At 53.8% G+C, this 18428-nt stretch carries 15 protein-coding genes and 6 pseudogenes; 15 read left to right on the top strand and 6 right to left on the bottom strand.

Translation table 11 applies throughout. The features are described from left to right. The first annotated feature begins 64 nt into the window (after window positions 1-64). The 8 genes from yfdX2 (at window position 65) to HV340_RS23260 (ending at window position 7622) form a co-directional block, all read left to right on the top strand. Window positions 65-952 carry a heat resistance protein YfdX2 gene (gene yfdX2, locus HV340_RS23295; protein ID WP_004118195.1) on the top strand — a complete coding sequence of 296 codons (888 nt, stop codon included), beginning with the start codon at window positions 65-67 and terminating at the stop codon, window positions 950-952. Between the two features lie 89 nt (window positions 953-1041). Continuing rightward, the gene (hdeD-GI, locus tag HV340_RS23290) at window positions 1042-1653 is read left to right on the top strand and encodes a heat resistance membrane protein HdeD-GI (RefSeq protein ID WP_001090779.1); all 612 of its coding nucleotides are present in this window, start codon (window positions 1042-1044) and stop codon (window positions 1651-1653) included. A gap of 79 nt (window positions 1654-1732) precedes the next feature. Then, on the top strand, window positions 1733-2878 hold the full coding sequence (locus tag HV340_RS23285; RefSeq protein ID WP_023326111.1) for a hypothetical protein: 1146 nt from the start codon (window positions 1733-1735) through the stop codon (window positions 2876-2878). Beyond that, window positions 2868-3308, top strand: coding sequence for a heat resistance system thioredoxin Trx-GI (gene trx-GI, locus HV340_RS23280; protein WP_000786816.1), 441 nt, complete (start codon window positions 2868-2870; stop codon window positions 3306-3308). The genes HV340_RS23285 and trx-GI overlap by 11 nt, the downstream gene beginning before the upstream one ends. A 3-nt stretch (window positions 3309-3311) precedes the next feature. Next, window positions 3312-5021, top strand: a complete 1710-nt coding sequence (gene kefB-GI, locus HV340_RS23275) for a heat resistance system K+/H+ antiporter KefB-GI (protein ID WP_023326110.1) — start codon at window positions 3312-3314, stop codon at window positions 5019-5021. A 2-nt stretch (window positions 5022-5023) separates the two neighbouring features. Beyond that, window positions 5024-5521 (top strand): heat resistance protein PsiE-GI, encoded by a 498-nt coding sequence (gene psiE-GI, locus HV340_RS23270; RefSeq protein WP_001514138.1) that lies wholly within the window; start codon window positions 5024-5026, stop codon window positions 5519-5521. Then, entirely contained in the window at window positions 5499-6446 is a 948-nt protein-coding gene (locus HV340_RS23265; protein WP_033147119.1) for a zinc metalloprotease HtpX, read from the top strand. The genes psiE-GI and HV340_RS23265 overlap by 23 nt, the downstream gene beginning before the upstream one ends. Before the next feature lie 24 nt (window positions 6447-6470). Further along, window positions 6471-7622 carry a trypsin-like peptidase domain-containing protein gene (locus HV340_RS23260; protein ID WP_032629948.1) on the top strand — a complete coding sequence of 384 codons (1152 nt, stop codon included), beginning with the start codon at window positions 6471-6473 and terminating at the stop codon, window positions 7620-7622. Window positions 7623-7846: 224 nt separating this feature from the next. Here the strand turns inward: HV340_RS23260 and HV340_RS23255 are convergent. Further along, window positions 7847-8236: pseudogene (locus tag HV340_RS23255) on the bottom strand (transposase); the annotation flags it as partial. 230 nt (window positions 8237-8466) lie between these two features. On the opposite strand from HV340_RS23255, the gene HV340_RS23250 reads away from it, so the two are divergent. The 4 genes and pseudogenes from HV340_RS23250 to HV340_RS23235 all read left to right on the top strand — a co-directional run. Continuing rightward, the gene (locus HV340_RS23250) at window positions 8467-9462 is read left to right on the top strand and encodes an IS110 family transposase (RefSeq protein WP_033147120.1); all 996 of its coding nucleotides are present in this window, start codon (window positions 8467-8469) and stop codon (window positions 9460-9462) included. Between the two features lie 193 nt (window positions 9463-9655). Next, window positions 9656-10084 carry a GFA family protein gene (locus HV340_RS23245; RefSeq protein ID WP_001554382.1) on the top strand — a complete coding sequence of 143 codons (429 nt, stop codon included), beginning with the start codon at window positions 9656-9658 and terminating at the stop codon, window positions 10082-10084. Between the two features lie 29 nt (window positions 10085-10113). After that, window positions 10114-10686 (top strand): annotated as a pseudogene (gene istB, locus HV340_RS23240) (IS21-like element helper ATPase IstB); the annotation flags it as partial. A gap of 68 nt (window positions 10687-10754) precedes the next feature. Continuing rightward, window positions 10755-11075 (top strand): annotated as a pseudogene (locus tag HV340_RS23235) (DDE-type integrase/transposase/recombinase); the annotation flags it as partial. 137 nt (window positions 11076-11212) lie between these two features. On the opposite strand, the pseudogene HV340_RS24560 reads toward HV340_RS23235, so the two are convergent. Continuing rightward, window positions 11213-11383, bottom strand: a pseudogene (locus HV340_RS24560) (tannase/feruloyl esterase family alpha/beta hydrolase); the annotation flags it as partial. Beyond that, window positions 11381-11551 (bottom strand): annotated as a pseudogene (locus tag HV340_RS23225) (IS3 family transposase); the annotation flags it as partial. The pseudogenes HV340_RS24560 and HV340_RS23225, both read right to left, overlap by 3 nt. A gap of 250 nt (window positions 11552-11801) precedes the next feature. Between HV340_RS23225 and HV340_RS24555 the strand changes: the two are divergent. Beyond that, a pseudogene (locus tag HV340_RS24555) lies at window positions 11802-11903 on the top strand (integrase); the annotation flags it as partial. Between the two features lie 488 nt (window positions 11904-12391). Here the strand turns inward: HV340_RS24555 and HV340_RS23215 are convergent. Further along, window positions 12392-13150 carry a diguanylate cyclase gene (locus HV340_RS23215; protein WP_049015821.1) on the bottom strand — a complete coding sequence of 253 codons (759 nt, stop codon included), beginning with the start codon at window positions 13148-13150 and terminating at the stop codon, window positions 12392-12394. Window positions 13151-13555: 405 nt separating this feature from the next. On the opposite strand from HV340_RS23215, the gene HV340_RS23210 reads away from it, so the two are divergent. Then, window positions 13556-14845, top strand: coding sequence for a PAS domain-containing methyl-accepting chemotaxis protein (locus HV340_RS23210; RefSeq protein WP_049015823.1), 1290 nt, complete (start codon window positions 13556-13558; stop codon window positions 14843-14845). Window positions 14846-15356: 511 nt separating this feature from the next. Further along, window positions 15357-15683 (top strand): hypothetical protein, encoded by a 327-nt coding sequence (locus HV340_RS23205; RefSeq protein ID WP_023327699.1) that lies wholly within the window; start codon window positions 15357-15359, stop codon window positions 15681-15683. Here the strand turns inward: HV340_RS23205 and HV340_RS23200 are convergent. Both HV340_RS23200 and repA read right to left on the bottom strand, forming a co-directional pair. After that, complete coding sequence (locus HV340_RS23200; protein WP_023327700.1) at window positions 15658-16464, bottom strand: DUF4225 domain-containing protein; 807 nt, start codon at window positions 16462-16464, stop codon at window positions 15658-15660. The genes HV340_RS23205 and HV340_RS23200 overlap by 26 nt on opposite strands. 950 nt (window positions 16465-17414) lie before the next feature. Further along, a complete protein-coding gene (gene repA, locus HV340_RS23195; RefSeq protein WP_181216582.1) occupies window positions 17415-18428 on the bottom strand; it encodes a plasmid replication initiator RepA in 1014 nt (337 codons plus the stop codon).

The following is an 18428-nucleotide window of genomic DNA, read 5'->3' as shown; positions in this document are numbered from 1 at the left end:
CGATGTTCGCATTCAGCCCCAATAGATTCGCCTATTTTCACTATCTCATACGAGGCATATCACCATGAATGAGCAAACACCGAATCCCAATGCGACGAACGAAGGAAAAAACGAACAGGCCGCGGTAAGCAGCCTTCCTGTCAGTCCAGAGTCCAAGCCTGAAGTCGTCACGGAGGTACAGCCTGAGGTTCAGAAAGAAACGGACTCGCAGGCGGCAGACAAACGTAAACAAGTCCTCGATGAGGCAGTCTCGGCCTTGTCGCTGACCAAATCAGCGCTGGCCGCACTTGACGGCAAGGACACTGCACGCGCATTGGCAACGCTGGCCGAAGTGACGGGAAAGCTGGAGCTGATCGTCGCGCGCGAACCCACGCTAGCCCTGGCCGGCGTTGATGTGCGCACCATCGTGCACGACTTGTTCGCCAACACGGAAACCATTGAGGCGATGACCGACGAGGCGCTGGATGCCCTCAAACATGGCGAGGTGCAACAGGCTCGCCACGTGCTGGCTTTGCTGGCCAGTGAAATCGTGATCACGGTCACCAACATCCCTTTGGCGTCCTATCCCGCAGCCGTGAAGGCAGTCGTGCCGCTGATCGATCAGGGCAAGATCGAAGAAGCCAAAGCCGCGCTGCAGTCAGCGCTCAGCACGCTGGTCGAGGAGCGCAGCGTGCTTCCGCTGCCCGTCCTGCGTGCGAAGCTGCTCCTGAAGCGCGCCGAGCCCCTGGTAGAAGATGGTCAGCGCAGCGAAGCATCCAATGAGCGCCTGGAGACATTGTTGAACGAAGCCCGGCAGCAGTTGGAAATGGCAGAACTGCTGGGCTATGGAAAAAGGAAGGACTTTGAGCCCCTGTACGCTGAACTCAAGAAAATCAAGGAAAAGACGGGAGGGGGAGGCTGCGGAAAAGGCTGGCTCGATGAAGTCAAGGCAAAACTGTCCAGGTTGTTCTGAAACCGCTGGAGAGGGGGCGCATAGCGCCCCCTCTCTTGTCCCATGAGTGTTTGATTTTTTATTTTGTATAGATCTTTAGGAGATATTGCATGAACACAGACACCATCGCCAATTCCAATGCGGATGACCCCACCAAAGCACTGTGTTCGCTGAGCCAAAATTGGTGGCTTTTTGTGCTGCGCGGTGTCTTGGCATTGATTTTTGCAGCCCTCGCGTTCTGGATGCCACAATCGGCTCTGTTGGCCATGACCATCATGTTCGGCGCATTTTCCTTGGTCAATGGCGCGTTCAACTTGTTTGCAGCGGTGCGCCATATCCAGAAAAAAGAGCGCTGGGGCTGGCTGCTGTTCAGCGGCATTGTCGGCATACTTACGGGCGTCGTCGTCCTGGTTGCTCCTTGGGTCGCCACGATAGTCTTGGCTTCTTTTTTATGGGCTAGCGTGGGCTTCTGGGCGATTTTCACCGGTGTGCTGGAGATATCCGCCGCCGTTCGGCTGCGTCGGGAAATCAAGGGTGAAATCTGGCTTGCCCTCAGTGGACTGCTCTCGATTATCCTTGGTGCTATCGTCTTGTGGATATTTTTTACCCGTCCGGTCGAGTCATTCGTGGCCGCAGGCTGGCTGTTGGGTTTCCATGCGGCAGTCTATGGCGTCACGCTTTTGTTCTTGAGTTGGAGTCTTCGCAAAACGCGCCTGGGGTAAGAGCGTGCCAAACCAAAATCTATGGATATGAGCATCCTCGATTCATGCCTCCATAGAAATGACATCGAAGGAGTCATACATGCAGATACAATATAGCTATCGAGCTATCGACAAAGAGTTTCATGAACCTTGGCAGAGAGCTTTGGGAAATGTGATCGAGCACGCCCTCAAGCCATTGCTCGACAAACACACTAAAGATTCAGCGCGACTTCAAATCGTCCTTGATCGCGACAAGATCAAGCGGCAATTTCTGGCCAGTGGCTATATGCACCTGCCCGGCAAAAAGATTGTCAGCGTTACTGCATCACATGACGAGCTGACGCCCCTCGCGCAGATGCTCGCACAGTCGTTGTTCCGTCAGGCCAAGAAGCATTTTGACCGACTGCATGCTCAGGATCAAATCAAGCGCAAAGCACGACGCGAGCGCTTGCGCGAGCTCAAGGTGCGGATTGCCGCAAAACCCGCATCAGCCGCCCATGAGGCCGAGGTGACCCGAATGCCTCTACTGTCGAAACTTGAGGCTGTCGCAAGGCGTGAGCTGGCTTATCTGCGGGCCGTCGGCGATTTACCGCGCGATTATCCGACGCTGCGCGACGTGGTGGATGAAGCGATTGTCCGAGCTAAGGTGGAATGGCAATCCGTGCCGGGGGAAAAAGAGGCTTACACCGGTCTTTTGAAGCATCTGTTCGCCGTCCTGGATAACGAAGTGGCAAGCAGCCGGCAATTTGGCGAATTCGTTTCTCTGGACGCGCCGGTCGAACCGGATGCCCAAGACGTGGCCGAGGCCATGGTGGAAGAGGAAATCTTCGAATTTTATCAGCACGATGACACACTCAAGCTGGCCGATATTTTCGCTGGCAGTCAGCATCCCGATGTCGCAACGATCGCGGAACAGGAGGAGCTGATTGATCGGTCGAGCGAGTTCGCTTTTGCATTTGACCTGCTGAAGGACATGCCGCGTTTGTGGCGGCGCATTTTTCTGCTTATCCGTGTGGACGGGCTGAATGCCAGCAGCGTCTCTGAAATCCTGCTGATTCCTAGTAAGGAAGATGCTGTCCGAAGGTGGCTCATGCAGGCCGAAGCATTCATCGCTGCTCATCTGGAAGAGGCCGGAGTAAGCAAAAACGGGAACGATTGGCTCCAAGGCGTTGATTGGTCGGCATTGTCTGTGACCCGAAACGAGGCAGCCTCACTGTGGTCCAAGGAGGCGAACCATGAAGAATGATCTTCACCTTGTCTGCCCGCATTGCCAGTCCATCAACCGCGTACCGACTGCGAAGCTATCGGAACATCCCAACTGTGGCCGCTGCCAGCAGCCCTTGTTCACGGGCGAGCCCATCGAGTTGACCACGGCGACGTTCTCGCGCCACGTGGAGCGCAGCGATCTGCCGCTGCTGGTCGATTTCTGGGCGCCATGGTGCGGGCCGTGCAAGATGATGGCGCCACAGTTCCAGCAAGCGGCGCACCAGCTCGAACCGAGGATCCGGCTGGCGAAGGTGAATACCGAGGCTGAGCCCCACCTGGCCACGCAGTTCGGTATCCGCAGCATCCCGACGCTTGCCCTGTTCCAGGGTGGGCGGGAAATCGCCCGTCAGGCCGGCGTGATGGGCGCGCAGGACATCGTGCGCTGGACGTCGACGCAAGTGGGACGCTGACCGATGCAGGGCTTGCTCGGCACTACACTAATCCTGCTGGCAGCTTGCAGCCTGGCGGCGATGGCGACGGCGGCGTTCAGAGTGCCCGCCTTGCTGGGGTATCTCTCTGTCGGCGTTGTACTGGGCCCCTCAGTCATCGGCGTGATCGCGCCGGGGGAGACGCTGAGCTTTCTGTCCGAGCTGGGCGTGGCGCTGCTGTTGTTCATGGTCGGACTGGAATTCTCCCTCGGAGACTTCTGGCTCGCCCGCAGGACGGTGCTGATGGCGGGCGCTCTGCAGATGATCGCCGTGGCCCCGCCGCTGATCCTGCTATTGATGTGGCTGGGGCAGCCCGGCCAGAGCGCCGCGCTGCTCGGCACTGCGGCGGCCATGTCGTCCACGGCGCTGGTCAGCCGACAACTGGCCGACCAAGGCGAGCTCACCACCCGCCACGGACGCAGTGCCATCGCCGTGCTGGTCTTTCAGGACCTGGCCAGCGTGCCCCTGCTGGCCTTGCTGGCGATCTGGGCGCGCGGCGAGTCGCCGAAGATCGAGCATGTGCTGCTCGAAGTATTCGGTGTGCTGCTGCTGTTCGCGGCAGCGGCCCTCGTCTCGCGCCGTCTGTTGCATGGCCTGCTGGGCTGGGTGGCGCGGCGGGGCCACGAGGAATCGTTCGTGCTCGTCTCCTTGTGCGTGGTGGTGGCTGCCGCCGCTGCTGCGCACGCGGTCGGCGTATCCGCCGCCCTGGGGGCCTTCCTCGCCGGGATGGTGCTGGGCGAGAGCGACTTCCGGCACCACATGGAAAGCCACCTCAGGCCGTTTCGCGATGTGTTGTCGGGCGTGTTCTTCGTGACCATCGGCCTGCAACTGGACGCAGCACAGATTCTTTCGGCACCGCTGGCGGTGCTGGCGTGGCTGGTGGTGCTGGTACCGGTCAAGATCCTGCTCAATACGCTGGCCTTGCGGGCGACGCGCCTGTCCGCCCTCGATGCCTGGCGCACGGGCATAGCGTTGGGGCACGGCGGCGAGTTCGCCCTGCTGTTGTTGGGCACGGTCTTGCAGCAGCATCTGATCCCCGCGACCGTCGTCCAACCCATGCTGGTCGCGCTGGTGCTCAGCATGGCCCTGGCACCGCTACTGATCCGCCATCACGATGTACTTGCCCGGTTCTTGAGCCGCACCGGCGGCGTCATTCAGCCACCCCAGGCTGAAGAAGTCGAGATCGCCGCGCAGACGACGCGATATCGAGACCATGTCATCGTTTGCGGCGCGGGCGAGCTTGGCCTGACAGTCAGCGAGATTCTTCGCCACGCCGGCGTGGCGCATCTGCTGCTGGAGGCGGACGCGCAGAAGGTAGAGGCCGCGCGTGCCGCCGGCGCGCCGGTGTTCCATGGCGATGCCAGTCGGCCCGATACCTTGCTGGCTGCCGGCTTGACGCATGCGCACTTGGTGGTGCTAACGTTCGCCCATGCCCAGCAAGCGTTGCGCATCGCCCAGGCGATTGCCGAGCGCCGTCCGGCGCTAACCTTGTGGGTGTCATGCAGAAGTACGACCGCGGCCGATGCATTTCGCGCCATGCCTAACGTGCGCGTTTATCAGCAATCCTTTGCCGCAGCTATTGGGCTGGCGGAACAGGTGATGTCGACGCTTGGCATGTCGACCGAGTTGATTGAAGGACACATCAGTGCAATGCGCCGCCGTCTTGACAGCAGCCGTTTTCCAGGGAGTTCATAGTCATGAAATCAAAACGCCTTAACCCATTTCAGGTCTTGCGTGACCAATTGGCCATCATGAGTTTTTACGAGCGCTTCGAGCAGGTCGTCGCGCTCGTGCTGTCGGCGGTGATCGCCGTCATCATCATGGTGTCGCTGTTCCAGCTCATCTCCATCGTCTTCACGCTGCTGGTTCTCGATGCCTTCAATCCCCTGGACCACAAGGTATTCCAGAGCGTGTTCGGCATGATCATGACGCTCTTGATCGCGATGGAGTTCAAGCATTCCATCGTGCGCGTGGCGCTGCGTCGGGACAGCATCATCCAGGTTAAGACGGTGGTCCTGATCGCGGTGATCGCACTCTCCCGCAAGTTCGTGATCCTCGACTCCGACGCGAGCCCCGCAAAGATAGCCGCGCTGGCAGGCGCCACGCTGGCTCTGGGTGCGACCTACTGGCTGCTGCGCAAGCGCGGCGACCGCGCCGCCGAGACCTCTGAGCATGACCCGTCATCATCCGAGTGATCCGCGCACTGCGCTCTTGCAACACCGCTGGCTCAACCGCCTGCAGACCGGGCTGTTGGTCCTGACCCTGGTCGGGATCGCAGCCGCAGCAGGGAGACTGCCATTTGGGGAAGGCTGCCTGTGGCTCGCGCTGTTTGCCGTTGCAGGTGCGTTGCTGCTGGACCCGGTAGCCGCGTCGGCGCTGAGCTTGCGCCTGTACCGCGTACGGGCCTTGCACCCGCAACAAGCCCACGAGATGTGGGCCCTGTTGCGCGAGCTGCCCGCCACGCCGGTGCCGCACTATGTGCCCAGTGCCGTCGTCAACGCCTTCGCCACCGGATCGAAGCAGGAGGCATCGATCGCCCTCACCGATGGCCTGCTGCGCAGCCTGAGCCCACGCGAGCTGGCGGGTGTGCTCGCGCACGAGGTCGCGCACATCACTAATGAGGATCTGCGTATCATGGGGCTGGCGGATTCCGTCAGTCGCCTCACGTGCCTACTGGCCCTTATGGGACAGATCGCGATCCTGCTCAGCCTGCCCGCGCTGCTGGTTGGCGCGGCGGAGGTCTATTGGCCTGGTCTATTGTTATTGGCCGCATCGCCCCAACTGGCCCTGCTCGCACAGCTCGGCTTGTCTCGCGTGCGTGAGTTCGACGCTGACCGCCTTGCGGCGGAACTGACTGGCGACCCGCAGGGGCTGGCGTCCGCGCTGGCGAAAATCGAGCGGGTCAGCCGCTCCTGGCGTGCCTGGCTATGGCCGGGATGGGGCAATCCCGAGCCCTCCTGCTTGCGCACGCGTCCGGCAACGCAAGAGCGCATCGCACGCCTGCTGACGTTGGCGCCTGGGCCAGCATCAGCGTTGCCACTCCGCGCGCCCCATTTTTTGCCGGAATCCGCTTTGGCGACGCGCCCACCGCGCTGGCGCCCGAGCGGGCTGTGGTGCTGATTGCCCATCAACAGGAGACGTCTCATGGCCTATCTCGACCCGTACCAACGCCCCGCGCCGGACCGCTTCGTCCGGCGCTGGCTCTTCATCACCGCCTGTATTGCCGCGCTCATGCTGCTGTGGCAGTTTCTGTCTGCCATCGAGGCCTGGTTCAGTCCGCGCGAGGCAGCAGAACGCACCGTGATGGCGCGTGGCGATCTGGCGGCGGACGAGAAAACCACCATCGAACTGTTCGAAAAATCGCGCGCCTCGGTGGTCTACATCACCACCGCGCAATTAGTACGCGATGTCTGGACGCGCAACGTGTTCTCCGTGCCGCGCGGCACTGGCTCGGGCTTCATCTGGGACGACGCCGGCCACGTCGTCACCAACTTCCACGTCATCCAGGGCGCGTCCGAAGCCACCGTCAAACTGGCCGACGGCCGCGACTACCAGGCCGCGCTGGTGGGGACGAGCCCCGCGCACGACATCGCCGTGCTCAAGATCGGCGTCGGTTTCAAGCGCCCGCCGGCCGTGCCGGTCGGCACCAGTGCCGACCTCAAGGTGGGTCAGAAGGTGTTTGCTATCGGCAACCCCTTCGGCCTGGACTGGACGCTCACCACTGGTATCGTCTCCGCGCTCGACCGCTCGTTGCCGGGAGAAGCGGGCGGCCCGGCCATCGATCACCTGATCCAGACCGACGCCGCCATCAACCCCGGCAATTCCGGTGGCCCGCTGCTCGATTCGGCTGGGCGGCTGATCGGAATCAATACCGCCATCTACAGTCCGTCTGGCGCCTCGGCCGGCATAGGCTTTGCGGTGCCGGTCGATACCGTCATGCGCGTGGTGCCGCAACTCATAAAGACCGGCAAGTACATCCGTCCGGCGCTGGGCATCGAGGTGGATGAGCAGCTCAACACGCGTCTGCAGGCGCTGACCGGCAGTAAGGGCGTATTCGTATTGCGCGTGACGCCGGGCTCGGCGGCGCACAGGGCCGGGCTCGTCGGCGTCGAGGTCACCGCAGGCGGCATCGTGCCCGGCGATCGCGTTATCAGCATCGACGGTATCGCCGTTGACGACGTCACCACATTACAGGCCCGGCTAGACGACAAGAACGTTGGAGATGTTGTGGTCTTGTTAGTGGAGCGGGCCGGCAAGACTCGCGAGATGCTTGTGGAACTACGACCGGGAGTTTGATGGAAAGTGGGTCATGGATCTGCACAGCGAAGCAGCCAAGCGACTTCAGCCTTGCGCCGAACTACGAGCCCTAGCTAGGGATGGTCTGAAGTAGCCCTGTATTTCCGGCTGACTTCTGCCACTGCTGATTTTGAAAGCGGTGAACCGATCAAAAACGATCGGATCACCCGCTCATTTCGGTGCTTTCAGCCGTCGCGAGCACCTTGCGACGGCCATTTTCCGCATTACAGGCGCACCTCTCCTGCGCTTGCCAGCAAATGTCGGCGGGCCATCCATAGGTTCGACAGGGCAAACAGCGTCACCAGTTGTGCAGTGTTCTTCACCAGCCCTCGGAAACGTACCTTGGTGTAGCCGAACTGCCGCTTGATCACGCGAAACGGGGGCTCTACCTTCGCTCGCACTTGCGCCTTGGCCTTCTCGATCTTGCGCTTGGCTTTGTACAGGGTGCTGCGTTTATCGAGCATCTTGTAGGTGCTGCGGCGTGCTGCGACCTGCCAGATCACTTCTCGGTCGGCATGCTCGGAGCGCTTTTCGACGCCTGTGTAGCCGTCATCGGCGCAGACGACGTTCTCGTCGCCGTGCAGCAGTTTGTCGACCTGGGTGACATCCGCCACGGTGGCTTGTATCTAACAGTTTGTGGTGATTAGCTACCACCACTGAAGCAGAGTGAGCTGCCCCCTTCCCTTAAGGTCAGAAAAGTCGGCACCGCTGAACCTTGATTTGCAGCACATGGCCCTCCGCTTCACCTTTCACGCCAGCACATAAGGTTGAACGGTTACCGGGAGCTCGACTCCGTATGTACAAGGCGAACAGGCGTGACGGTTTATGTGAGAGGAGTTTGACCATGTTTCCAGTCGGCATTGACGTAAGTAAAAAAACCCTGGATCTTTGCATGCTTTATGACGGTATCAAAGGACGCATAAAAACCCGTAACATCCAGAATAACAGACATTCAGTTGAAAATATTCTTCGCTGGCTCAGGCTTCAACATTGCAGTCCGGAAGATGTTCATGTGGTAATGGAAGCTACCGGTGTTTATCACGAACGGCTGGCCACTGAATTACATGATGCCGGTTTCCGGGTTTCTCTGGCCAACCCTCACCGTAGTCGGGAGTTTGCGCGTGGCATGGGAATCATGACAAAAACGGATAAGGTGGATGCGTATATGCTGGCCTGTTACGCATTCCTTAAGAAGCCACACCGCTGGGAGCCGCCGGCACCCGAAATCAGATATCTCGGTGCACTCCTGCGACGGCGGGATGTTCTGCTGGGTGATGCCCTGCGTGAGGAGAACAGGCTGGAAAAATACCTGTCGACAGACACACCTGCAGATATTATCAGTTCCTGCAGGCGTATGGCGCAGCTTCTGCGCGAGGAGGTAAGTAATATCGAGCGGCAGATAAAAGCACATATCAAAGCCAGCCCTGCACTGAGGCGTGATTATACACTGCTGACCTCAATTAAATCGGTTGGTCCCCAGCTGGGGATGCATATGCTGGTCGTGCTTCGCAGCCATAACTTTGTATCGGCTGAGCAGGCTGCCGCCTTTCTGGGCGTGGTGCCGATCGAGAAACGCTCAGGCACATCGGTCCGGCGCCGGCCGCGGATGTCGAAAATCGGCCCCCCTCAGTTGAGAGCGAAGCTTTACATGTCCGCCCTGTGCGGAAAAATCTACAATAAGCGAATGCGTGATATTTACGATGAGATGTGCCTGCGGGGTAAACCTAAAATGGTGGCCATTGGCGCGCTGATGCGGAAACTGGTGCACTGGTGTTATGGCGTCCTGAAGACCGGAACCGTTTTTAATGACGAAGACCTGAAACCGGTACTGTCAACCTGACTATACCAGGCTGGCATTAAACACAAGGTAACGCTCACTGCAATAAGTGAGCGCAGTCCGTTATGAGCGAAGAGCGGATATTCAGACCGACTGATAGCTGATTTTGAGTTGCCAAAAAGAGCGCTCCTATTCAGTACAAAAAAGATGGTAATGTTTCATAAAATCTCTTAGGCCTTGCAGGAATGGTTTTGAAATGAATGGATCTTGTTTGTGTGGAACAATTGAATTTGAACTTACTCATAAACCAGCAGTGTTTTATCGTTGTCATTGCTCGCTTTGCAGAAAGCAGAGCGGCGTGGGTTACAATCTCGCCACACTAGTCAAAGACAGTGAGTTTCGCTGGATTAAAGGGGAAAACTGCATTGCTTCATGGTCTAAGCCAACGGGGTACCGTACAGATTTTTGCAATGTATGTGGCTCAACTGTGCCTAACAGTCTGCGAGATGTACCTTATGTCTGGGTTCCTGTTGGTTTAATTGACGAACGTCTTGAAATGGAATGTGCAGGAGACTTCTGCACTGATGATGCAATGCCCTGGGATGAAACCCGCTCACCTAGTTGTCACGCTGGACCTGTCGAGTCTCTAGCCTCGCTTTTAAAGTACCTGAAACTCAATTCCTGAGCGTCAGCATTTGGCACAGAGCAGACTCTCAGGAAGCCCGGTTGCCGGTGGCGAAAACGCTGGGTGAGTATGACTTCAGTCAGGTGCCGGAACTGAATAACGCTCAGTTCTGGCAGCTCTGCGAAACGACAGACTGGGTTGATGCCGTAGAAAACGTCCTGTTGTTCGGTGCCAGCGGCCTGGGAAAAAGCCTTCTGGCGGAGGCGATCGTGGATGGTGTTGTAAGGCTGGGCTACCGGGCCCGGTTCTACAGTGCCGGAGAGCTGCTGCAGGAGCTGCGTAAAGCGCGGACACAACTAAAACTGAACGAGCTTCTGCTGAAACTGGATAGCTACCGGGTGATAGTGATAGACGACCTCGGGTATGTCAAACGCGACAACGCGGAAACGGGAGTGTTGTTCGAACTGATCGCGCATCGCGATGAGCGCGGCAGTCTGGTCATCACTAGCAACCATCCGTTCAGCACGTGGGGCAGCATCTTCGTGGATGAAACGATGGCTGTGGCAGCAGCCGACCGGCTGATCCATCACGGATATATTTTCGAGCTAAAAGGAGAAAGTTACCGGAAAAAGACAGCGAAGGCAGTAACCAGCGTGGCTTAAAACCACCTATCAATGGATGCGGCCAGAGTAGTTGGCGCCAGTCGGCAAAACTAGTTGACGTCTAATACGCGGTAGCAGAAAGCAATATGTGGTGGAGTTCGGACCGCTTCGAGTTCGGCTGTGACAACGGTGAAAAACTGCGGGTCACGTTCGCGCGGGACTGCTGTGGCAGAGAGGCCATAGACTGGGCGGCAAGCACCGGAGGCTACGACAGTTCGAGGGTGCAGGATGTGATGCTGAGGTCGGTGGAAAAGCGTTTCGGCGACAGGTTGCCGGATACTCCGATACAGTGGCTGAAGGATAACGGTTCAGCGTATACCGCGCATGAAACGCGGAAGTTCGCCAGAGAGCTGAACCTGAAGCCCTGCACAACAGCGGTGAGCAGCACGTAGAGTAATGGCATAGCTGCAGCAACCGGAGAACTGGTCAGCTGTAGACCATGAAAAAGAGATTCTGCTTTCATTTTGCCTTCAGACATTGTTCCCTGCGGCTGCATTGGTGGCATTGCCACTTTTTCATGAGTATCAGAGGCCAACTTGCCCGAAATCAGAACATCTGGTGCCTTATGTTGTTCGGTCCATTCCATCAGCGGAGAAAGCAAATCTATCTGATTTAACCCTTCACCACCGCCACAATGACCTACTCCCGGCAACAGGAACAGACGGACAAACTTTTCAGTATTTCTTTCTCCAAGCTCCATCGGCCAGGTCAGGCTCGGGGCATCCAGACGCAGAAGCGGAAACCGTTCAGACGCCAGCCCCTCCTGACGCAGCATCAGCCAGATGCGCCGATAACCAAAACGTCTGCGTTCAAGAGTCAGCTAGATAATATGCCCTGATAAATGTGCATCAGCGTACAGCTGCTGAAGCACATTTATCAGGGCGTATCACAAAGCTTGCGCTCGAACGAAGGCGTTTTGGTTATCGGCGCACCCGCCGGAGGGGTACGGCCAGCTGTTTCGTGCATTTGAAGCAGATGACACTAGTATCTGCATCAGATGCGGCTAGCAATGTGGATTGACAAGGTCCGGGGCGAGAGAAGTGGCGCATCAGAAGGTTGCCCCCTGACGATCGACCGCATGTCTGACTAGGGCGCTGCACGATCCAGGGATAAACTTTGCGACCGCGATGTTTGCTTATTGCGAGGAATTGATCAGCATTAAAGGCGCGATGGGCCACGCCAGCATCACCTCAACTCAGCAATATGCTCGGCGCTGAGAAACACGGTTTCGTCTAATGCATTATCTTCTCAGACTGATTGAGAACTGGCAGGAATCTGTATTAGATATCACTGTCGCAACTCAAGAGGTTGCAAGACTGCTCTGTAGTCCATGTCTATTCTAAGTTTTCAAAACAATCAAATATAGAGTTTCTGCTCCGGACTTTGTCATAAGTGCGTCGTATCGGTTCTCTCTTTTTCACCTGCACAGTCCTGTCGGGCCACATTACTGAGGTTGGAGACTGTGGTGAGCGAGTGTCTGATAATGTATAACATACCGGATCAGGATATCTCTCCATTTTTTATGGCATACATTTTCATGTCTGCCTCTTTCATTATGTCGGAAGGTACCTTATGTTTCTCTGCATTAAATTCTGCAGTACCTGCTGAAAATGATAATATACCGGATATTGTAGCGGATTGATTTAAGTTATGCACAGCTAGCTTGATTTTTTCTACAACTGATACAGCATCAGCCTCTGAGCAGTCAGTCAGTAAGTAAAATACTGAATTCATCACCACCGAGTCTGGCAATCATGTGATTGCCTGCTGTAACCTCTTCAAGGATGCGGGCGAAAGCCTTCAGCACTCTATTGCCTTCATGGTGTCCAAAGGTGTCATTGATAAATTTGAACTCATCGAGATCAATAACGATGACACTAAACACGCTCTTTTTTAATCGTGCTTTGCGGAAGGTTTTTTCAAGAAAGAGGGTATAGGAGCGGCTGTTAAATTGTTCAGTTAAAGAATCTTTAATGGCTATTTGTAATAATTCAAACTCGTCTTCTACAATTGCTGCGAGGTCCATGAGCAAAGACATTTGCTCTGGGGAAAAGATTTTTGGCGAACTGTCAAGCACGCAGATTGCACCGGCTATATCTCCGCCGGGTAAACGCACCGGATATCCTGCATAAAAACGTATAAAAGGATAGCCGGTAACCAGAGGATTTTTTAAAAAGTTTGGATTCATCAATGTGTCTTCAATGACCAAAGGCTGTCCGGTTTTTAAAATCCAATTGCAGAATGACACCATTTTATTTATTGGTTGCAGTTCCACACCACATAAGGATTTGAAGTACTGCCGTTCTTCATCAATTAGTGTAACCAGCGCTATTGGAACATCAAACAACCTTACCGCTATTCTCGTCAGTCGATCGAAACGTTCATCTGAGCCGGTATTCAAAAGTTCGATGTTATATAAAGAAAGCTGTCTTTTTTCTTCGTTTCTCTGGTTGGAATTAATCATTTAAATCGTTTATCTCACTAAAGTGATATATTTATGTATTTCTTTAAATAAAGTGGTGCTTTCAGTTAGCAGGAACAGTTTTAATAAACTTTCGGTATATGTAAATTCCTTTCTCTTGAAAAAAAAGCGCTCTTTATAACCAAATGTTATAGAAAACATTGTGGTATCGACAAAACCAACCGTCGGAGAATAAATCAACACATTAATCTTATGCTATTGAACTTAAACTCCTACTTCAATATAGTTATACAATTTTTTTTAATGTCCATGTTTATCTGTTGCCTTTTCTCCTGATAGACACTATCCTGTTGATTCCATGAATATTGTATGGCATATGCTTGTCGCCAACTCTGTTTCTTTTTATGAGCCTGACTTTTTAGATAAAAAACTATCCAGGACTAAAAAATGCTTAAAAAATTCATTCATTCTTCAGAACCTGTTCTGAAGGCGCTGCAGGATCACGCAGCTTTTATAGAGTTTTCAACAGATGGCGTCATTTATGACGTAAATAAAAAATTTCTTGATGTTGTTGGTTATGAAAGAGACGAATTGATTGGACAGCACCATCGCATATTTTGTGATGAAGACTATGTAAAAAGTACAGATTATGAGTCTTTTTGGCTAAAACTTTCTGCCGGGTACTCGTTTTCTGACAAGTTCATGCGTTATAAAAAAGATGGCTCGATAATATGGCTTGAAGCTAACTACATCCCTATTAAAAGCAGGGGGGGTAAAGTAAAAAGCATCATAAAAATAGCCAGTGATATAACAGAGCGTATTGTCATAGCTCTTGAAAAGGATGCGTTATTAAAAGCTGCAAGTCTTTCTATGGGAATGATCACATTTTATCCATCGGGACACATTATCACAGCTAATGATAATTTTTTAAATGCTGCAGGATATAGCCTGGCAGATATCCAGGGTAAACACCATTCATTATTTTGCGATAAAACTTTCAGTACATCTGCTGAGTATGCACTTTTTTGGGAAAGATTAAGTTGTGGTGAAACGCTGACCGGTGTATACCGGCGCATCACGAAACACGGTGCGGATTTGTGGCTACAGGCCAGTTACTGTCCTGTTTTTGATTTTAACGGAAAGGTAATGAAGGTTGTCAAATATGCTCAGGATATTACAAAACAGAAGTTAAAAAATGAGTTTGAAGCACAGGCGGCGCATAAGGCATATGATGTGTCATCTTTAACTGCGGAGCAGACATCACATGTCAGTGCAGCAATTGCAGAAACGTCTGTTGCTCTTGAAGACGCAATTACCACTACCACGGTGCTGAATGGGTATATTCAGCAATTATCACAGCGCTCCGCAGAAATAACTGAAATATCAAATACTATCCATGATATCGCCGTCCAGACAAAAATGCTTTCACTGAATGCCACAATCGAAGCTGCTCGGGCTGGAATTCATGGTCGGGGATTTTCTGTTGTGGCTGCTGAAGTACGTCTTCTGGCGGACAGGATAGATTCCGCTACGAAACAAATTTCGGGTATTACTGAGCAGAACAGCGAACTCTGTAAAAAGTCCGTAGTGAAAATACGTGAGAGTAATGATGCGATCATAAAATCTGTCAATACGGCAGAAAAGACCGCAGAAATAATCTCGCAAATCAGTATGAATGCCTCGGCCATGATGGCGGTTGTTGAAGAGATAAATACTGCTGTACAGGCTGAATCATAGCCCCCTGCTTTCAACTGGTATTTTTTGTGTCTGAAACTAGAGTCAGTATTTTTAACTTAAATGTCATTACATAAAAAATTGACAAAGTAGTGGACGATGAAAAATATCAGTTTTTCACTCATGCCTCCTTCCAATTTCATGCCTCCGAAATACGAAAAGCAACCTTAACGAATGGAAGGGACTTGCCATGGATGGTTATTCGATTAAGGTCAAATCCCCTGAAAATGGCGTATAGCGCAGGAGTACACCTTATCGCTATAGGTGAGCCTTTTCAAAAAACAGGCTTACCGTACAATAATTCTCTATATCCAAACTGACCCCATTATGCTTACGCCGGCCACCTGGGGATTATTGGTCTGGTACAGTCTGCTTTTGGCTTACTTAGGATGACGTGATGGCTATCAGTGAGAAAGAACTGATAGCCCGTAACCACCTGACAGGTTATCGGTCGGGCTTAACTGGTTATTAGCGCAGGGCATGTTAAACTTCCCGCAGGGAAAAGGAGAGAAGCATGAACCATGAAAGTGATCTGACGAACCACGGCTTCAGTGAAGAGGACATTGTCCGGCTGCAGGCCAGTTCAGCTAAAACGGGTACGGAGATGGATACCCTCCTGAACGATCTGGCAAACCGTTTTAAGGCCCTGATATGGGTGCTGTCAGTCATGTTACTGATTTTTGTGGTCACACTTTTGGCGGGCTCGAGGATGCATGCCATTTCCTTTGGCGTGGCTATTCTTGTTCTTGGCACTCTGTTTACGATTACCATGCCTTTGAAGCTGGCCTATAAATCATGGCATTACCGCCGGAATCTCATTTCCCAGCGTCATCAGAAGTGATCAGATCGAAAACAACCTTAGCCTTTACCCCCCATCCCACAATTTTCATTGTCAGTTTGCCCCGGGACATGGTGTCGATTTTCCGGTAAAAATCGGTGCTGATATAGTTAAACAGACGCCATGTCCCAGGTCTGGCCATTAATCCATAGACACTGTAGATATTGCCTGCAAGCGCGATCCCGTTGTATATCCCTAACCCTGTTGATCGTTCAAATCCCATGAATTTAGCGATGTTCATGGCACCATCACCAAACATACCCTGCGTGTCAGGTTCATTCAGGAACTGACGACCAACTTCACGGGTTATCGTGTTGGCCGAGTCGACAATCAGAATAGCCCCGGCAAGAACGCCTACGGGGGTCATTGAGGAAGTCAGCACGAAGCCAAATACGCCCTGCATACCTGCCAGCACCACTTTAATTCCTGAGATGACATAACCGACCATCCGGTCTTCATCCCTGACGTATTTGATCTGGGCATATAGTTTCGCATAACCGGTCTGGAGCTGCCGGCTCTGCTCAAGCAGACTGCTGTTTTCTGCCTGCAGGTTACGCAGGCAGGTCATGCACTCTTCGTCAGACTTTGCCCGCCGGGCACGCTCAAATTCGCCATTAATGACAGATTTAATTTCATCGATGAATTTGAGACGCGTCAATCCATCCCCCAGATGTCGGGCGCCAACAATATTAGCGGTATTGACGAGTTTGCGGGCCTCCAGATTAATCATGGTTTCTGCCCAGAGTCGTGCCTGGCTTTTGTTTCCCGGAAGAATTATATCCATTTTACTCATCCTGATTGAAAATCACCCGTTAAAGCTTATCGCGCTCCCGGATTTAGGCAACCCTGCTTTAAAGGGTAAAATAATAGTCTGATGCTGTCAGTAAACCTTCGCCCATGATGGCCAGCCTGTGTAGTCCAGGGTTCATGGAACATGTATGCCGCGAAGCGGCATGGAGACGCCAGCCGGAGCTGAACCGGGTGATTCTGGTGAGGGGCGTCGTAACCGGCATCAGCCGTTACGGATTGATAGGTTCTGCCAATCCCATCCCTTTCCCTGCAAAGCTATACCCGCTTAAAGCTTTCCGATTGCTAATGTGCGCGGTCGGAGTGAGTCCGTCAAGGCCGATGGCCGCTGACGGGCTGTATCTCCGCGTTAGCGCCGTCAGGCGCTTACGAGCGTGTATGAAGTGATTACCGTGACTTAACTACAGCTACTCTTGATACTAGTTACAACATCCCTCTTAAAGCGAGGGTGTTCCGGCCCTTTGGGCCGGGGCGGCGTCGGTTTAGCAGGGGTCAGGTATGTATGCGGTGCCGGGTTCTGGCCAGAAAGGGGCCCGGCGCTTGCGACGGGAGGTACTTTTGATTTTGTTCTGAGCGCGAGGCCGTGAGGCCGCTGCATGCGAAGGCATTTTTCGTTATCCACAGAGTGACTGCAGACAAAGATCTACTCTGGAATGAAATGAACAGAGAGATAAAAACGGTGAAGTAAGACTGTTTTGCGGAATGTCTTTTATTCGTTTCCGGGTTACTTCACTTATTCGTTTGCGGATTTCTGTGTAAAAAAAAGAGACAGTGGCCACTGGGGGCCATAACGACAAGCAGAACGTCATGGTGACCGGAAGGAGAACGGAGTGAAGGTTGAAAAATGAGCAGAGTGGCCGAAAAAAACCAGCACGAAAAGCCCCGGTGAGGGGCCCGTAAACAAGAAGACTGTTGTGTCGTCTGTGACTAGTCCGGGGGAGAAAGCGCCAGATCCAGCTGGTAAAGATGCTGGATGGCCAGAGCCTTCAGGCGCTCAGATGTGCACCAGTACGCTTCGTCAGGCGGGAGGGTGCGGTAAATCCATTCAGACATTGCATGGAGTCGTTCATCTGCCGGCAGCTTAATCAGATTGTTGGCACGTTTACGCTCCGCGCCTTTTTTGCGGCGGTAAACGAGTGCCTCCCGACGCTTACGGCCAGACCAGCATTTCCGCGCAGAGTGGGCCTGAACATCATCATGTTCGCTCATCACTCCTTCCCGGATCAGCTGCTCACGCTCGGCGCTCTGACGGAGCTTCTTCTCCTGCTCTTTAAACAGCTTGTCCATATCGACGCCCAGCATCTGGAATCCCACGGGGGTTATATAGACATACGTTGGCAACCAGGTGCGGGATTCACGATCCCAGGCGCGTTCTTCTGCGAGGCCCAGAACGCCAAACCGTACCTGTTCCTCAATAAGCCGTGAAAGGCGTGACACCGTCACCTCCGTTTCAGGAATGACATTGCCTTTTGCGTCCTTTGCACTGAGTTCTTTTGCAAGACGGGTGATACACATGCCAACGGTATGCTTGCCGGCATCACAGAAGCTGATGAGCACTGGCCAGAGCGCATCGAGCAGGCGCTGACGTTCCGGACGGAAGCCATATTTACGTCCCGCTTTACGGCGGCCGGCAACATAGAGAGGGTGACGGGAAACATGCATGCGCAGGCTGACCTGCCCCGTTTCTTTGTCTTTTTTCACCAGGCGATTGTAGGCATGACCGAGCTGTCCGGAGAGCTTTTTATAATGCTCAGGACGGAACCAGGACGGGTTTTCACATTTGGCTTTTGTGGAGTGTTCACCGCGCTTACGGCGGGTCCGCTTTTTGACCGGCTCAGTAAGAAAATTATCCTGTGTGCCGGCATCGACGTCCTGCCAGAAACGGATTAACTCTTCGGCCGGAAGCTCAGACCAGTGAACAGAAATCTGATTGTCATTCAC

The organism is Enterobacter sp. RHBSTW-00975 (genome assembly GCF_013615235.1).
Classification (GTDB): Bacteria; Pseudomonadota; Gammaproteobacteria; order Enterobacterales; family Enterobacteriaceae; genus Enterobacter; species Enterobacter ludwigii.
The sequence above is the reverse complement of the archived record's forward strand: the minus strand, read 5'-3'. Positions and strand labels throughout refer to the sequence as shown.

Bases quoted from the DNA above. Each gene is read 5' to 3' on its own strand.
- HV340_RS23250 (WP_033147120.1), top strand. From the start codon at position 8,467: ATGTTTCCAGTCGGCATTGACGTAAGTAAAAAAACCCTGGATCTTTGC.
- HV340_RS23205 (WP_023327699.1), top strand. From the start codon at position 15,357: ATGAACCATGAAAGTGATCTGACGAACCACGGCTTCAGTGAAGAGGAC.
- psiE-GI (WP_001514138.1), top strand. From the start codon at position 5,024: ATGAAATCAAAACGCCTTAACCCATTTCAGGTCTTGCGTGACCAATTG.
- trx-GI (WP_000786816.1), top strand. From the start codon at position 2,868: ATGAAGAATGATCTTCACCTTGTCTGCCCGCATTGCCAGTCCATCAAC.
- HV340_RS23285 (WP_023326111.1), top strand. From the start codon at position 1,733: ATGCAGATACAATATAGCTATCGAGCTATCGACAAAGAGTTTCATGAA.
- hdeD-GI (WP_001090779.1), top strand. From the start codon at position 1,042: ATGAACACAGACACCATCGCCAATTCCAATGCGGATGACCCCACCAAA.
- HV340_RS23200 (WP_023327700.1), bottom strand. From the start codon at position 16,464: ATGGATATAATTCTTCCGGGAAACAAAAGCCAGGCACGACTCTGGGCA.
- HV340_RS23210 (WP_049015823.1), top strand. From the start codon at position 13,556: ATGCTTAAAAAATTCATTCATTCTTCAGAACCTGTTCTGAAGGCGCTG.
- HV340_RS23260 (WP_032629948.1), top strand. From the start codon at position 6,471: ATGGCCTATCTCGACCCGTACCAACGCCCCGCGCCGGACCGCTTCGTC.
- HV340_RS23215 (WP_049015821.1), bottom strand. From the start codon at position 13,150: ATGATTAATTCCAACCAGAGAAACGAAGAAAAAAGACAGCTTTCTTTA.
- kefB-GI (WP_023326110.1), top strand. From the start codon at position 3,312: ATGCAGGGCTTGCTCGGCACTACACTAATCCTGCTGGCAGCTTGCAGC.
- yfdX2 (WP_004118195.1), top strand. From the start codon at position 65: ATGAATGAGCAAACACCGAATCCCAATGCGACGAACGAAGGAAAAAAC.
- HV340_RS23245 (WP_001554382.1), top strand. From the start codon at position 9,656: ATGAATGGATCTTGTTTGTGTGGAACAATTGAATTTGAACTTACTCAT.
- HV340_RS23265 (WP_033147119.1), top strand. From the start codon at position 5,499: ATGACCCGTCATCATCCGAGTGATCCGCGCACTGCGCTCTTGCAACAC.